The sequence below is a fragment of the Streptomyces sp. NPDC001544 genome (assembly GCF_042894285.1).
Classification (GTDB): Bacteria; Actinomycetota; Actinomycetes; order Streptomycetales; family Streptomycetaceae; genus Streptomyces.
On record NZ_JBIAVN010000022.1, the window covers coordinates 17,027 to 32,948 of the forward strand.

Genomic DNA, 15,922 nt, shown 5'->3' on the forward strand with positions numbered 1-15,922 from the left:
AACGTGCGACTCGCGGATCAGGAACGTGCCGACCGCGGATGCAGGTGTACCCAGCCCTCCCAGGCCGAGGTGATCATGTCCTCGACGTCGTGTTTGGCCTGCCAGCCGAGTTCCGCGGCGATGCGGTCGGCGGAGGCGACCACGCGCGCGGGGTCGCCGGGGCGGCGTGGGGCGATCGTCGGGGGGTGGTCGTAGCCGGTGATCGCGTTGATGCGGTCGATCATCTCGCGCACCGAGACGCCCTCCCCGCGGCCGATGTTGAAGGTCAGGTGGGCGCCGGGGGAGGACTGCAGGGCGCGGGCGGTGGCCACGTGCGCCTCGGCCAGGTCCACCACGTGGATGTAGTCGCGGACGCAGGTGCCGTCCGGGGTCGGGTAGTCGTCGCCGAAGATCCGCGGCGAGGTGTTCTGCGTGAGCTTCTCGAAGACCATGGGGATGAGGTTGAAGGCGCCCGTGTCCGCCAGCTCGGGGGCGGCCGCGCCCGCCACGTTGAAGTAGCGCAGCGACGCCGTGGACAGGCCCGTGGCCCGGCCGGTCGCCCGCACCAGCCACTCGCCGGCCAGCTTGGTCTCGCCGTACGGGGACATGGGCACGCACGGCGTCTCCTCCGTCACCAGGTCCCCGGGGCCCGAGGTGTCCGGCGCGCCGTAGACGGCCGCCGAGGAGGAGAACACGAAGGACAGGACGCCCGCCGCCGTCACCGCCTCCAGCAGGACGCGCAGGCCCTCCACGTTCTCCCGGTAGTAGTGCAGCGGGCGGTCCACCGACTCGCCCACCTGCTTCTTGGCCGCGAGGTGGACGACCCCGGTGACGGAGTGCTCGGCGAGCGTGTGCGCCAGCAGGCCGGCGTCCAGCGTGGAGCCCACCACCAGCGGCACCCCGTGCGGGACGCGGTCGGCGATGCCGGTGGACAGGTCGTCGTAGACGACGGCCCGTTCCCCCGCCTCGGCCATCGCCCGCACGACGTGCGCCCCGATGTAGCCGGCGCCGCCGGTGATCAACCAGGTCATGTGAGGTCGTCTCCTCGTTCCGTGGCCGCGGTGGTGCGTCGGTCGGCTGCCGGCGCCGGCTCTCAGTGAAGCAGGCGGTGCAGCCGTCCGCGGACAAGCTTGCCGACTCCTCGTGCCCCCGTGGCCACGCGCAGTGCCAGCGCGCCGGAGCGTGTGGCGTACGGGCGCACCAGCAGCACGCCGTGCCGGACGCTCGGCAGGGCGCGTGGGCGCAGGAGACCGGCGCCCGCGACGGCATGCGCCGTCACCTCGCGCTGCGCGCCGTCGGCGAAGCGGACGTGCAGCCGCAGGTCCCACGTGCCCTCGCCGAGCGCTCCCGGGTCGACGGACGCCTCCGTGGTCCAGGACACGCCGTCACCCGCCGGTGCGAACACGGACGTACGGCGCCGGTCCGGGTGCCCGTCCTCCCGTCGCCGCCACTCCACGTCCACCGCCTCCGGGTCGGCGCGCGCCACCCGGCCGTACAGGTCGTGCAGCCGCAGCCGCAGCCGCAGCCGCCATCGCAGCCGCAGGCCCGTCGCCCGCGCGCCGGGGCGCAGTTCCGCGTCGACGGCCAGCGGCAGCGACGGGAGCGGGCGGGTGAGGAAGGGGGTGAGGGCGACCTGCGGGAGGTCGCCGGCCCAGACCGGGGTGCCGTCCGGGGTGCGGGCGTAGGGCGGGAGCAGACGGGCCGGGCGGGCGGCGAGCTCCCTGAGGCGGGGCAGGTCACGGGGTTCGGGGGACTCCAGGACGACCCGTGCGATCAGCCGACCGGGTGCCGTCGGGTTGAGCTCCCAGTCGGCTGCGTCGTATCCGGCGAGGTACGCGCGCGTGTGCGCCCACCACGCACGCCGGTACTGCGCGTCCCGGTCCGGAAGCTCGCGTACGTACATGCGCAGCTCGTGGTCGAGGAACTTGGCACGGGCCTCCCGGGCCGGCGCCTTCTGCCCCGCTTCCAGCAGGATGTCGTACACCAGGGCGCACGCCCGCGTCCGTGCCCGCCAGTTGTCGATGCCGGCCCGGTCGAGGGAGAGCGACAGCCGGCCGGCCGAGCGGCGCACGTGCCAGACGTACACCGGATCCGGCACCAGGGCGATGCGCGGTCCGGCGGCCAGCACGCGCGCGGTGAAGACGAAATCCTCGTAGAGGAAGCGGCCCTCGGGGAAACGGATGCCGTGCTCCCGCAGGAAACCGGTGCGGTAGAGCTTGTTGACGCAGAGGGTGTCGTGGACCAGGCGGGGGAGCCGGGAGGGGTGCGCGAGGACGGCGTGGGCCTGGTACAGCGGCGCCTGCCACGGCTGTTCGAGCCCCGAGGGCAGCTCCCGGCGCACGCACAGTCCGGACGCGACCTCCGCGCGGGCCGCCGTCGCCGCCGTGAGCAGCGCGTCCACCGCGCCGGGCGGCAGCACGTCGTCGCTGTCGAGGAACATCACGTACGGCGCCGTCACCGCGTCCAGCCCCGTGTTGCGCGGACTGCCGCACCCGCCGCTGTTGACCGGGCGGCGCAGCACCCTCAGCCGCGGCTCGCCGGCGGCCAGCCGGTCCAGGGCCGCCACGCTGCCGTCCGTCGAGCAGTCGTCGACGGCCAGCACCTCCCGGACGGCCGGTCCCTGAGCCAGCGCGGAACGCACCGCGTCCCTCACATGGGCGGCGTCGTTGTACCCGATGACGACCACACCGACATGCGGAGACTGAGGGGCATTCTGGTGCATAGCGCGCAGAGCATGCATAGCGGTCATATAACGGAAGCGTACGAATGATGGCCGGTCATGCGCTAATGGGGAACCGTTGCCCGATGGGGAAGGCGGGCGGAGGCGGGGCGGGGTCCGGTCACCGGCGCGGCGTCCGCCGCCGGGAGCCGTGTGGAGCGCCACAGCCGGACGAGGGACAGTACGGCGGCGGCCGCGAGGAGTCCGTTGCGCAGGAGCATCAGCGCGCACCCCGTCCAGGTGCAGCCCACGACCTCCCGGTAGAGCGCGGGATAGGCCACGGCGCTGACCGCGCTCGCCGCCACCACCAGCGCGGCCACCGGACGCTGCACGGTGTGCCGGGAGGTCAGGCAGACGGCGGCCAGGCCGAGCAGCCAGACCATGTACTGCGGACTGATGACCCGGCTGGTGACGGTGAACAGCAGCACGGCGCCCAGCGCGGCGTCGTACGGCGTCGCCTCGGTCCAGCGCCGGGCCCGTACGCGCCACAGCACCAGCAGCCCGAAGGCGATCGCGGTGAGCGCGAGGCAGACGGTGGCGACGGCGGAGACGTGCGGGCCGACGAGTTCGACCGCGCCGTACCGGTAGCGGGACCTGCCGGTCCAGCCCGCATGGGTGGCCAGGCTGAGCGCCGTACCGCCGAGGGACTCGATCTGGATCCCGCGGCCCCCCTGCTGCCGCAGAAACGCCAGGGGGTTGTCGAACAGTCCGGCGAGGATCCCGAAGGCGAGCGTCCCCGCTCCCGCCGCCCATGTCCACGCCGACCGGGTCGCACGCCCCCTCTCCACCCCGAGCAGCACCAGCGCCGGCCACACCTTCACCAGCCCGCCCAGCACCGCGAACACCCCGCCCACGCGCGGGGAGCGCGGCAACGTCAACAGGGCGATGACGGCGAACGCCGTGACCTGTACGTCGTAGCGGGCGAGCGGGAGATGCAGCAGCAGCGGCAGGGCGCCGACCCACAGCGCGGCCCCTCGCAGGCTGCGGCCCGGCCGGGTGCCCGCGCGGACCAGCGCCAGCGCGATCACCGCGTCGGCGACGAGGGTGAGCACGACGAACGCCTGGAAGTACGTCAGCCCGGGCAGCAGCCCCGGCGCGAGCAGCACCGCGCCGGCGCCCGGCGGGTACTGCCACAGCGTGTCGTGCGCCGGGAAGGCGCCCCGCGACAGGACGCCGAACCAGTGGAAGTACAGCCGCCACACCTCACGCGCGACGGAGCCCCGGCCCAGCAGGGGGACGGAGTCGTGGACGAGCAGCCACAGCATGGTGGCGCGGGTCACCGGCCAGGCGACGGCGAGGGAGAGCACACGGCGGTTCATCCCAGGGAGGGTAAGCCGCGCGGATGGTGTATTGATGCTGATACGCCGTCAATACACACCAAACGTTTGCTAATCGCAAAAGATCGGGCTGTGGTGAGCATCCGTTCCCTGGTCGACCCGGAGCAGAGTCGTGTCCGCCGTGGCGCGGCGGTTGCCGTCCCCGCGACCGTGATGCTCGTGGTCGGGCTGTGGGGGATCGACCGCGGCGGCATGTGGCGCGACGAGGCGGTCACCTTCCAGGTGGCGCGGCGCACGGTGCCGCAGATCTGGCGCCTCCTGCACGGGGTCGACGCGGTGCACGGCCTCTACTACCTGTTCATGCACGCCGTCCTCGCCGCCCACCCCGGCGAGGTCCTGCTCCGGCTGCCGTCGGTGTGCGCGGCGGTGCTGGCCACGGGTCTCGTCGCCGCACTCGGCAGCCGGCTGGCCGGGCCCCGCGCCGGGCTGTGGGCCGGACTGCTCTACGCGCTCACGCCGATGGTCGGGCACTACGCGCAGGAGGGCCGCTCCTACGCCATGGTCGCGGCCGGGGCGGCCGGGGCCACCCTCCTCCTGGTGCGCGCGGTGCCGGCCGGCGGCCGGTCCTGGTGGGCGTACGGCACGGTCCTCGGCGTCACCTGCTGGCTGCACGAACTCGCGGTCCTGCTCCTGCTCGCCCACGCCTCGACGCTCGCCCTGGCCCGGGTGCCGGGCAGGGTGTGGCGGGGATGGGGCTGCGCGGCCGCGGCCGTGGTGGTCGCGCTGCTGCCGATGGTGGTGGTCTCGCACGCCCAGTCGGCGCAGGTCGCCTGGGTGCGGGAGCCGACGGCGGACACCGCGTGGGAGCTGCTGCGGCAGTTCGCGGGACCGACCGACGGCGTGTACTGGACCTGCCTGGTGCTGGCCGCCCTCGGGCTGACCCGGCTCGTGGGCGGGCGCGGGGAGTTGACGTGCGCGGGCGTCGCGCTGCCGCTGGCGGTGGTGCCGCCGGGGGCCCTCATGCTGGCCTCGCTCCTCACGCCGCTGTACGTCCCCCGGTACGTGCTCTACGCGCTCGCGGGGGCGCCGCTGCTGGTGGCGGCCGGGGCCGACCGGGTGGCCGGCCGGCTGGCCCGAGCCGCAGGGCCGGAGCTCCGGCGGGCGCGCGTTCCCCTCCTCGCCCTCACCGGTGTCCTGGCCGTCGCCCTCGCCTTCGTCCACCAGCTCCCGGTCCTGCGCCAGGACCGGGAGTCGAACCACCGTCCCGACAACCTCGCCGCGATGTCCTCGGACGCCGCCCGAGAGCTGCGCCCCGGCGATCCGGTGCTGTTCCTCCCGTCGCAGGCGCGGAGTACGGCGCTGGCGTACCCGGCCGGGTTCCGCGGCACCCGGGACGTGGCCCTGGCGGCCGGCGCGCCCGCGTCCGGCACCCTGTACGGGCGTGAGGTGGGCCCGGGACTGCTGCGGCGCAGGTTGGCCGGCCTCGACCGGGTGTGGGTCGTCGCCGAGCGACGCACCGCCGACGCGGCCTGGTATCCCCGCGATCCCGTCGACCGGGCCAAGCTGGCCGTCGTGCAGGAGCGGTTCGTGCTGCGGGAGCTGTCCGCACGCGACGGAATGATCATGCGGCTCTACGTCCGCCGGACAGACCCTACGGGTGCTCGGGCATGTCCAGTGCGGCAGCGTCCAGTGCGCTCGTGAGCCGGTCGAGGCGGGCGCGCAGCTCACCGATCTCGTCGAGGTCCAGGCCGGTCACCTCGACGATGCGGCGCGGCACCTGAAGGGCCCGCTCGCGCAGCGCGGTGCCCTCCTCGGTCAGCCGCACCTCCACCGAGCGCTCGTCGCGCGTGCTGCGCTCCCGGCGGACCAGTCCGGCCCCCTCCAGGCGTTTGACCAGCGGCGAGAGCGTGCCGGAGTCCAGGCGCAGGTGTTCGCCCAGCTTCTTGACCGGCAGGTCCCCGTGCTCCCACAGGACGAGCATCACCAGGTACTGCGGGTAGGTGAGGCCGAGGTCCTTGAGGATCAGGCGGTAGACGCCGTTGAAGGCGCGGGACGCGGCGTGCAGGGAGAAGCAGATCTGGCGGTCCAGACGGAGCCAGTCGGCCTCGGCGATCGGGGAGGGGGACGAAGTGGCGGTCATGGCTCCAGGATAGCTCTTGGCGAGTTATTTAGTTGTACGCAACTGAATTGTGTGCTGTACTTGTGGTCGTACGGCGGCCACCGAGGACCGCCGGGACATGACGTTTCGAGAGGGATGGTCATCCATGGACGCGCTCTACACCGCCGTCGCCACCGCCACCCACGGCCGTGACGGCCGTGCCTTCACCAACGACGGCAAGATCGACGTGAAGCTGGCGCCGCCGGTGGAGCTGGGCGGCGACGGCCAGGGCACCAACCCGGAGCAGCTCTTCGCCGCCGGCTACGCCGCCTGCTTCGGCAGCGCCCTGGGACTCGTCGGCCGCCAGGCGAAGGTGGACGTCAGCGACGCCGCGGTGACCGCCGAGGTCGGCATCGGCAAGCAGGGCGAGGGCTTCGGCCTGAAGGTGACGCTGCGGGTGGAGCTGCCCGACACCGTGGACGAGGCGACCGGCCGGAAGCTGGTCGAGACCGCCCACCAGGTGTGCCCCTACTCCAACGCCACCCGCGGCAACATAGAGGTCGACCTCGTCGTCGAGTGACCGACGCACCCCTCGGCCCTCCTCACTTCGCCGAGTGAACCTCCCGGCCGGCGTGTCCCTGCGCGGGCACCGGCAGCGGACGCCGGCCGGGGCGTTCCAGCAGCAGCGGCACGCCGACCACCGGAAGCAGCCAGGCCAGCACGATCAGCCGGTCGCCCCCGATGGAGATGTCGGGGTGCGCGGCCTGGGTGAGGATGCCCGTGAACGCCGCCCCCAGCAGGAAGCAGCCGAACGCGGGCCGGCGCACCGCACCCCACGCCCCGGCCGCGAGCGCCGCCGCGAACAGCGGCTCCCACAACTGCCGACGCGACCACTCCAGCCAGAAGTTCCCCTCGAGCTGCAGCAGCTCAGCCCACGGGTGGACACGGTCCGGACGGGCGAAGTGGCCGGTCAGCAGATCCTGCAGGCTCTCGGACTCGGACGGATAACCGAGCAGCCGCGCCAGCAGTACCGTCCCCAGCGCGGCACCACAGCCCACCGCCGTGAGCGCCACAACCCCGCGCCCCGCGGACCGGCCGCGGCACCGGCGCCGTACGGCCACCACCGCACCCGCACCGGCCAGGCACAGCCCGAGGAACAGCGCCTGCGAGTGCTTGACCGCGAACAGCGAGACCAGCGAGCAGGCGGTCAACGCCGTCCCCGCCCGCGCCCGGCCGGTCAGGGCGAGCGCACAGCCCCACACCGCCGCCAGGGACAGCGCAAGCAGGAGGCCCTCCGTCATCGGGCGCATCGCCGTCGCCCCGCACGGCAGGACGTAGAACAGCGCCTGGCCTGCCAGCGCCCACCGCACGGACACGGACAGGGTGCGCAGCACCAGGAACGCGAGGACTCCGGCCGTAGCCGAGACGACCACACTCGCCAGCCACACCCCCCACGTCACCCCGAAGACCACCACGAACGGCACCAGGAACAGCGGGTAGCCGGGCCGCACCTCGAAGATCGGCCGCATCCTTGCCGACATGAACGGCGCCACATGCCCCACGGACTCCCCGGCCCGCAGCCGCCGCTCCACCCGCCGCCACTCGTCGGCCCGGCACTCGGCCAGCACCCGCGGGCCGGGGTCCGGCCGGTGGAAGTGCACCACGTCCACGCTCTGGCCGCGGCGCGCCAGGGCGGCCTGGCCCGCGCACGACCAGTCGATGGTGGCGCGGGCCGCCGACCGGGTGTCCTCGCCGCTCAGACTCAGCGCGTACGACACGTAGTTCTCGGAGTCGGGGGTTCCGCGGCCCTCCACGTTGGCCGACTGCAGCAGCGCGAAGACGGCGGCCACGACCGCGGCCCAGGTGCGTGCCCTCATGTCGAGGCGAGCTGGTCGTGACCGGCGGCGGGCTCCGGCACCCGGACCGCGACGGCCGGCTCCGGCATCGACTCACCCAGCATCAGGGTCCGCACCACCCGTTCCGCGGCCCGCCCGTCGTCGAACTCGCAGAAACGCGCCCGGAACTCCGCCCGCAGCCGCGCCGACTCCTCGTCCCGCCAGCCCCCAGAGGCGAACAGCCACACCAACTCCCGGTGGGAGCGGGAGACATGGCCCGGCGGCTGGGCCGTGATGTCGAAGTAGGCGCCGCGGGAGGCCGCGAACGCACCCCAGTCGTCGGCGTGGACCACGATCGGCCGGTCGAGGTTGGCGTAGTCGAACATCAGGGACGAGTAGTCGGTGACCAGGACATCGGAGGCCAGCATGACCTCCTCCACGTGCGGTTCGTCCGTCGCATCGACGAGCGCCCCGCGCCGGTGCAGCTCCGTGAGCCCGAAACGGCGCGCCGGTCCCGTCGCCAGCGACGGGTGCAGACGGACGACGAGCGTGTGCCCCTCCCCGAGGTCCGCGGCGAACCGGGCCAGGTCGATCCGGTCGACGTGGCCGCCCCGGCGGTAGTCGCGGCGGGTGGGGGCGTAGAGCACGACCGTGTGGTCCTCCGGGATGCCGTGCCGGGACCGGAACTCTGCCCCCGCCCCGTCGGCCGCGCCGACGAGGACGTCGTTGCGCGGACTCCCGGTCCGCAGCGAGGTGAAGTGGCAGGGATACGCCCGGTCCCACACCAGTTCCGAGTGGCGGTTGGCGACCAGGCTGTAGTCCCAGCGGTCGGCGCGGCGCAGCATCTGCGGCACGTTGAACCCGTGCCGTGCACCCGGCTTCGTCAGCAGATCGGCCGCCATGTACTTCAGCGGCGTGCCCAGATGGGTGTGGATGTGGACGCTCCCGGGCCGTTTGACGACCGTGCCCGGCCAGTTGACGTTGTTCACCCAGTACGTCGCCCGCGCCATGACCTGGTGGTAGCGGCGGGAACCCGGCGTCACATGGTCGATGCCGGGAGGCAGCGAGCCGACCGCGTCCTCCCTGACCACCCACACGCCGTGGATGTGCGGCGCGATCTGAAGTGCCTTGGCGTGGATCGCGGCCGGGTCGCCGGACACGCCCCCGTGGTGGAGCGCCGAGTAGACGGCGAGGTGCGGGTCGAGCGGGCGCCTCGACTGCGCCGCGTACCAGGTCCTTCGGGCGGGCCGCGCGACCGTCCCCGCCGCACGCCGGCCCTGGTTCGCGGCGGCCCTGCCCAACCTGCCCAGACCGGTCAGCGCCGCGTACGACAGATAGGGCGCCGTCGCCAGCAACCGCATCTTCAGGCCCGAGTCGCCGTCCGGCGCGGTGAACCCCGCGGGCAGGTGACGGCGGTGGAAGGAGCGGATCGCGCGGTAGAAGTCCGGCCGGTCCGCCGGGGTGACGCGGTCCTCCTGGGCCAGCACGTACAGCATGTGGTTCAGGGCCCGTTCGAACAGCAGCGGGCGCGCCCAGGCGAGGTCCGGACGCTCCGCCAGGAACGCGAACAGGCCCTCGTACTGCTGGAAGATGTCGAAGTGCCGGCGCCCCGGGGTCTTCGTGATCGCGCCCTGCCGGCGCTGCCGGTACTCCACCCCGACGCGGTCCAGGCAGACGATCCGGTCCGCCAGCACCATCGCCCGGTAGGTGACCGGCGCGTCCTCGTACAGACCGGGCGCGTACCGCAGACCGTGCTCCAGGAAGAAGGACCGCCGGAAGGCCTTGTTCCAGGCGACCAGGAACAGATGCAGGTACTGCGGGCTCTGCCGGATGCCGAAGGCGTCCGTTCCCGCGGCGGCCAGCAGCTCGGCCGTCGCGCTGGGACCGCCCCGGCCCCACCAGTGGGTGCGCACATGGTCGAAGACCAGGATGTCCGGGTCCGCGGTCGCGTCGAGCCGTGCCGCGACGGCCTCCAGCAGGCCCGGCGTGTAGTGGTCGTCGCTGTCGAGGAAGAGGACGTAGTCGCCGCTCGCCTGTTCCAGGCCCGCGTTCCGGGCCCGGCCGAGGCCGACGTTCTCGGGCAGGTGCAGCACCTTCACCCGGGAGTCGCGGTCGGCGTACTCGTCGAGGATCGCGCCGCAGCGGTCGGGAGAGCGGTCGTCGACCGCGATCACCTCGAAGTCCGCGAAGGACTGGCCGAGCACCGAGTCCAGGCACTCGTGCAGGAAGCCCTGCACCTTGAAGACGGGGACGATGATGCTGAAGCGGGGCACTTCGGTCAGCTCCTCTCGAGGACGGGCGTCGGGGCCGGGATCCGCTCGGCCAGCGGGATCACGGGTGGGATCGACTCGGGCGGTTCGCCCAGCAGCACCCGGCGCACCACACGCTCGGCCGCGCGTCCGTCGTCGAACTGGCAGAAACGCTCCCGGAAGGCGGCGCGCAGGGCGGCGGCGCGCTCGTCCGCGTAGGAGCCGTCACGGAAGAGGGCGGCCAACGCCTCCGGTGTCGCGGCCACCCGGCCCGGAGGAGCCTCCATGAGGTCGAAGTAGACGCCCCGGACCTCCCGGTACACGTCCCAGTCGTCCGCGTACACGACGATCGGCCGGTCCAGGTTGGCGTAGTCGAACATGATCGACGAGTAGTCGGTGATCAGGGCGTCGGCGGCCAGACAGACGTCCTCGGAGGAGCGGTGCCCCGTGACGTCGATGATCCTGCCGTCGGCGCGGGCGGCGCCCCGGTCGTAGAAGTAGTGGGCGCGCAGCAGCACGACGTAGTCCTCGCCGATCGCCTCGCAGAACGCCTCCAGGTCCAACCGGGCGTCGAAACCGGAGGCGTGGTCGCGGTGCGTGGGGGCGTACAGGATGGCCGTCCTGCCCTCCGGGACGCCCAGTTCCCGACGGACGCGGACGACGTCGTCGGCGGTCGCCGTGTAGTAGACGTCGTTGCGCGGATAGCCGTACTCGAGGGCCTCGTACGAACCGGGGAACGCCCGTTCCCACATCTGGGTGGAGTGGCTGTTGGAGGACAGGTTGTAGTCCCAGCGGTCCACCCGGGCCAGCAGCTTGGCGAAGCTGCCGGTCGCGGCCGCCACCACGGGATACGTCGACTGGTCGACGCCCATCTTCTTCAGCGGGGTGCCGTGCTGGGTCTGCAGGTGCACGCTGCCGGGGCGTTTGACCACGGCGTCCGCGAAGTTGGCGTTGTTGATCAGGTACTTGGCGCGGGCGAGCACGTCCCAGTACTTCCGGCTGCCGATGACCGCGTGCTCGACGTCCGCCGGCATGCTGTCCACCGCGTCCGGCTCCACCAGGAACACCGAGCGGACGTGCGGGGCGAGTTGACGGGCCTTGGCGTGGATCGCCGCCGGGCTGCAGGCGTATCCGCGGCCCCAGTACGCGCAGTACACGGCGAGGTTCGGGTCGAGCGGGCGGCGCAGTCGGCGCCGGTAGAACAGCCGGGTGCGCAGCATGCGCGGGCGCGGGCCGAGCTGGGCGGCCCGCGCCGCGAGCTGGTTGCCGGCGCGCAGCGCGCGGAACGCCGTGTACGCGCCGGCCGCCAGCAGCCGGTGCTGCACCCCCAGACTGCCGCCCGGCACCCGGAAACCGGCGGGGCGGTGCCGCCGGTAGAGCCGGCCGGCCTTGCGGAAGAAGGTGCGGCGCAGCCGCGGGGGCAGCCGCCGCGGATAGGCGACCGCCTTGAGGACCGTGGCGACGACCTGCTCGAACAGCGCCGCCGACCGGTCCGGCGACAGCCCCGCCTCCGCGGCGAGGGTGAGCACCAGCTCCGCCTGGTCGAGCAGGTCGAGCTGGTGCTCGCCCGGCGCGTTGAGCCGGTTGCCCTGCCGGCGCAGCCGGTGCCGTACGACCACCCGGCGCAGCACCGCCACACGCTCCGCCCGGATGGCGCACAGCCCCCCGAAACCGAGGTCCGTGAAATGCCCGGCCGGGAAGGTGAGTCCGTGTTCGGCGACGAACGCCCCGCGGTAGGCCGCGCTCCAGGCGGGAAGCTGCACGCCGGTCAACCGGGGGGCCTGGTCGGGGGAGAAGGCGCCGCCCGGGGCCCGCGCCAGCAGCGGGGCGGCCGTGTTGGCCGGCTCGCCCGTCCACCAGGGCGCCCGCTCGTGCTCGAAGTACAGCACGTCGACGTCGCCGGTCTCCCGCAGCCGGGCGTCGAGTTCGGCGAGCGCGCCCGGCACGAGCATGTCGTCGCCGTCGAGGAACAGCAGCCAGTCACCGGTCGCCGCCCGCATCCCGGCGTTGCGCGCCCCCGCCAGCCCGTCCGAGGGCGGCGAGTGCACCGGTGCCACCCGGGGATCCCGCTCGGCGTACCCGGAGGCGACACCGCTCGCCGGTGCGTCAGGCGCGTCGCAGACCGGGAGCAGCTCGAAGTCGCCGAAGGACTGGGCGAGAACCGAGTCCAGCGCCTGGGACAGCCGGCCGGCGGCCCCATGGGACGGGACGATGATGCTGAAGCGGGGCATTCTGTTCTTTCTGTTGTCTGTCCTGATCCCCTGGGGCCGACTCGGTCCGCCCTGGTGTTCAGGCCGTACGGGCGCGGCCGGGCCGCCCGGCCGGCCGCCAGGTGGACGGCCGGGACGGAGTGGGCCGCGAGGTGCTGCGGGGCATGGGAACTCCCAGAAGGGCAAACGGTGTTCAGCGGCTATCGGTGACGGGGAGGGAGCCGGAAGGTTGCGGCACGGTGGCGAGCGGGGAGCGCGCGAGCCCCGATGCCGCCGACGGCACCGGGTGCCGGGCCTCCAGCGGCACGACCCCGGGCAGCCCCGCCGGCTCGCCCAGCACGACGTGCCGTACGACCCTTTCCGCGGCGCGTCCGTCGTCGTGCGGGCAGAAACGCTCCCGGAACGCGGTGCGCAACCGGGTGGCGTGGGAGCCGCACCAGTGGCCGGTGGCGAAGATGTCGATCAGTTCGTCCTCGCTGCGCGCGACCGCGCCGGGCGGGAAGGAACGCAGGTCGAAGTAGGTGCCGCGGGCCGCGTCGTACGCCTCCCAGTCCTCGGTGTGCACGACGATCGGGCGGTCCAGGCCGGCGTAGTCGAACATGATCGACGCGTAGTCGGTGAGCAGCGCGTCCGAGGCGAGGCAGAGCTGTTCGACACTCGGGTGATCACCGACGTCGATGATCCGGCCGCCCTCACCCGGCCGGCCGGCGCCCCCATGGCGGGTGCGGGCCAGGATCACATGGCGCGGCCCCAGCCGGCGCAGGATCCGTTCCAGGTCGAGGACGGGCTGCTGGGTGCGGCGGTAGTCGCGGTGGGCGGGGACGTACAGGATCGCCACCGACCCGTGCGGAACGCCGAGCGACTCGCGCAGCCGGGTCACGTCCGCGGCGGTGGCCCGCTGGAAGACGTCGTTGCGCGGGCGGCCGTACTCCAGGGTGGTGTAGCGGCCGGGGAGGACACGCTCCCCGGTGAGGGTGGTGTGGCGGTTCGCGGACAGGACGTAGTCCCACTTGTCGACCTCGTCGAGGAGTTCCGCGAAGTCGGTGTCCCGAGCGGCCGCCGGGCGCTCCTGGAGGTCCAGGCCGATGTGCCCGAGCGGGGTGCCCTGCCCGGTCTGCACGAACACCTGGCCCCGGCGCTTGACCAGGCGCCGGTCGAACCCGGCGTCATGGACCAGGTACGTGGATCGGGCCAGCGCCGTCCAGTGGGCGGCGCTGCCGGGGCGCACCCGGCGCGGGCCCGGCGGGATGGTGTGCTGGTGCTCGGGGCGGGCGATCCAGGCGGTGCGGATGTGCGGGGCGTGCGTGCGGAACGCGGCCTCCAGCGCGCCCGGGTCGCCGCCGTGGCGGCCGTGGTGGGCGGCGAACACCGCGCGGTCGGCGCGCAGCGGGAGGCGCAACTGGATCCGGTAGTGCAGCCGGAGCGCGGCGGCCCGCACGATGCGGGCCGGCTTGGCGGCGAGCCTGCCCGTGCGACGGCATCCGGCCCCGATGAGCCGGAGGGCGCGGTAGGTGCGGTGCAGGCCCAGACGGAGCAGGGCGTGGCCGAGACGGGCACGCAGGGGGGCGGGGGCGCCGGGAGCGTGGTGGCGGCGGAGCCGGTCGCGGGCCAGCCGCAGGAACTCGGCGCGGGTGCCGCGCGGCAGCCGGTCCCGGCGGGTGAACACCGCCGCGAAGTGGTCGGCCATGCGGCGGTACAGCATCGGCCGCCACCGGGCGAGCTCCGGCCGCTCCTCGACGTACGCGAACACCCGGTCGTACTGGTCGAAGACGTCGAAGTGCCTGCGGCTGGTGGTGCGCAGGATGCTGCCCTGCCGGCGCTGCCGGTAGTGCACGCACACCCGGTCGAGCGTGGCGATCGACCCGGCCGCCATCAGCACCGGGAACGTCCAGGGGGTGTCCTCGTAGTAGCCCGGCGGGAAGCGGAACCCCGCGCGTTCGACGAACTCCCGTCGGCACGCCTTGTTCCAGGCCACCATCAGCACCTTCAGCAGACCGGGCCGGTCCTCCAGACGGAAGGGCGCCGGGCCTCGCTCGGCCAGTTCGGACGCGACGTTGTTGCGGACCGCCTCACCGGTCCAGAACGTACGCGCGTAGTCGTAGACCAGGACGTCCGGCTCGCCGGTCTCCTTGATCCGGTCGGCGATCGCCCGCAGCGCGCCCGGGGTGAGGGTGTCGTCGCCGTCCAGGAAGACCAGGTAGTCGCCCCCGGCCTGCGCGATGCCCGCGTTGCGGGCGCGGCCGAGGCCCTGGTTCTCCGGCAGGTGCACCGCCCGCACACGGGGGTCCCGGGCCGCGTACTCGTCGATGATCTCCCCGCAGGCGTCCGGTGAGCAGTCGTCCACGGCGATCAGTTCGAGGTCGGGGCACGACTGCGAGAGCACCGAGTCCAGGCACTCGGGCAGGTACGCCTGGACCTTGTACGCGGGGACAATGACACTGAACCTGGGCAAGGGGCATCCATCGGTCTCTCGGCGCGGACGTTGTGGCCGGGAACGGCCGATGGAGTGATTTGGTTACGGTTCGTACGGCATGTGGGGGACATCCGGGCGAATGCGAAGGGGCGGGCCCACGTCCCGGCCCACCCCTTGCGAACAGCGCTGCGGCTGCGCCTACTTGACCGCGCCCGCCATCACGCCCGTCACGAACTGCCGCTGGAACGCGAAGAACACGGCCAGCGGGATCACCATGGAGATGAACGCGCCGGGTGCCAGGACGTCGATGTTGTTGCCGAACTGACGTACCTGGGTCTGCAGCGCGACCGTGATCGGCTGGCTGCCCGACTTGGTGAACACCAGCGCGACCAGCATGTCGTTCCACACCCACAGGAACTGGAAGATGCCCAGGCTGGCGATGGCCGGCCCGCCGAGCGGCATCACGACCCGGGCGAACAGGCGCAGTTCACCGGCGCCGTCCAGTCGCGCCGCCTCCAGCAGCTCGCGGGGGATCTCCGCGAAGAAGTTCCGCAGCAGGAACACCGCGAACGGCAGACCGAAGCCCACGTGGAACAGCACCACCCCGAGGATGGTCCCGAACAGGCCGATCTTGCCGAACAGTTCGGCGATCGGGATCAGCGCCACCTGCACCGGTACGACCAGCAGGCCGACGACGCCGAGGAACCACCAGTCGCGGCCCGGGAACTCCATCCACGCGAAGGCGTACCCGGCGAGGGAGCCGATGACCACGACCAGGACGGTCGCCGGGACGGTGATCAGGACGGTGTTCCACAGGGAGCTGGTGATGTCGCTGTTCTCCAGCAGCTTCTGGTAGCTGTCGAAGGTGAGTTGCGACGGCTTGCTGAAGACGTGCCACCAGCCGGTGGCGCTCATGTCCTCCGGTGCGCGCAGCGAGGAGACGAGCAGACCGATGGTGGGGACCAGCCAGAACAGGCCGACCACGATGAGGAAGACCCGGACCAGTCCGCCGCCGAGCTTCTCCACGAGCCTGGAGCCCAGTGACTGCCTGGCCTTCACCCCCTCCGCGGGCGCCACCTTGCCGATGCTCCCGGCATGCGTGGTCATCGCCGCACCTCCCGCCTGAGCCGTCGGATGTTGCT

At 73.0% G+C, this 15,922-nt stretch carries 11 protein-coding genes; 2 read left to right on the forward strand and 9 right to left on the reverse strand.

Going from position 1 to position 15,922, the window contains the following annotated elements; all coding sequences use genetic code 11:
• Positions 1-17: 17 nt before the first annotated feature.
• The 3 genes from galE to ACFY0F_RS35185 all read right to left on the reverse strand — a co-directional run bounded on the left by galE (position 18) and on the right by ACFY0F_RS35185 (position 4,017).
• Positions 18-1,010 (reverse strand): UDP-glucose 4-epimerase GalE, encoded by a 993-nt coding sequence (gene galE / locus ACFY0F_RS35175; RefSeq protein ID WP_388803811.1) that lies wholly within the window; start codon positions 1,008-1,010, stop codon positions 18-20.
• 62 nt (positions 1,011-1,072) lie between these two features.
• Complete coding sequence (locus ACFY0F_RS35180; protein WP_388803814.1) at positions 1,073-2,701, reverse strand: glycosyltransferase; 1,629 nt, start codon at positions 2,699-2,701, stop codon at positions 1,073-1,075.
• A 62-nt stretch (positions 2,702-2,763) separates the two neighbouring features.
• Positions 2,764-4,017, reverse strand: a complete 1,254-nt coding sequence (locus ACFY0F_RS35185) for a glycosyltransferase 87 family protein (RefSeq protein ID WP_388803818.1) — start codon at positions 4,015-4,017, stop codon at positions 2,764-2,766.
• 93 nt (positions 4,018-4,110) lie between these two features.
• Between ACFY0F_RS35185 and ACFY0F_RS35190 the strand changes: the two genes are divergently transcribed.
• Positions 4,111-5,676 carry a glycosyltransferase family 39 protein gene (locus tag ACFY0F_RS35190; protein ID WP_388803821.1) on the forward strand — a complete coding sequence of 522 codons (1,566 nt, stop codon included), beginning with the start codon at positions 4,111-4,113 and terminating at the stop codon, positions 5,674-5,676.
• Here the strand turns inward: ACFY0F_RS35190 and ACFY0F_RS35195 are convergent.
• On the reverse strand, positions 5,627-6,115 hold the full coding sequence (locus ACFY0F_RS35195; protein WP_388803824.1) for a MarR family winged helix-turn-helix transcriptional regulator: 489 nt from the start codon (positions 6,113-6,115) through the stop codon (positions 5,627-5,629). The genes ACFY0F_RS35190 and ACFY0F_RS35195 overlap by 50 nt on opposite strands.
• Positions 6,116-6,239: 124 nt before the next feature.
• Here ACFY0F_RS35195 and ACFY0F_RS35200 point away from each other — a divergent pair, with 124 nt between their 5' ends.
• Complete coding sequence (locus ACFY0F_RS35200) at positions 6,240-6,653, forward strand: organic hydroperoxide resistance protein (protein ID WP_388803827.1); 414 nt, start codon at positions 6,240-6,242, stop codon at positions 6,651-6,653.
• A 22-nt stretch (positions 6,654-6,675) separates the two neighbouring features.
• Here ACFY0F_RS35200 and ACFY0F_RS35205 read toward each other — a convergent pair whose 3' ends face one another.
• From ACFY0F_RS35205 to ACFY0F_RS35225, 5 genes are all read right to left on the reverse strand, one after another.
• The gene (locus tag ACFY0F_RS35205; RefSeq protein WP_388803830.1) at positions 6,676-7,950 is read right to left on the reverse strand and encodes a hypothetical protein; all 1,275 of its coding nucleotides are present in this window, start codon (positions 7,948-7,950) and stop codon (positions 6,676-6,678) included.
• Positions 7,947-10,181, reverse strand: coding sequence for a CDP-glycerol glycerophosphotransferase family protein (locus ACFY0F_RS35210; RefSeq protein ID WP_388803833.1), 2,235 nt, complete (start codon positions 10,179-10,181; stop codon positions 7,947-7,949). Before ACFY0F_RS35210 ends, ACFY0F_RS35205 begins: the two co-directional genes overlap by 4 nt.
• Positions 10,182-10,186: 5 nt before the next feature.
• The gene (locus ACFY0F_RS35215) at positions 10,187-12,388 is read right to left on the reverse strand and encodes a CDP-glycerol glycerophosphotransferase family protein (protein WP_388803836.1); all 2,202 of its coding nucleotides are present in this window, start codon (positions 12,386-12,388) and stop codon (positions 10,187-10,189) included.
• A gap of 172 nt (positions 12,389-12,560) precedes the next feature.
• Complete coding sequence (locus ACFY0F_RS35220) at positions 12,561-14,819, reverse strand: CDP-glycerol glycerophosphotransferase family protein (protein WP_388803839.1); 2,259 nt, start codon at positions 14,817-14,819, stop codon at positions 12,561-12,563.
• A 159-nt stretch (positions 14,820-14,978) separates the two neighbouring features.
• Entirely contained in the window at positions 14,979-15,887 is a 909-nt protein-coding gene (locus ACFY0F_RS35225; protein WP_388803842.1) for a carbohydrate ABC transporter permease, read from the reverse strand.
• Positions 15,888-15,922 lie beyond the last annotated feature (35 nt).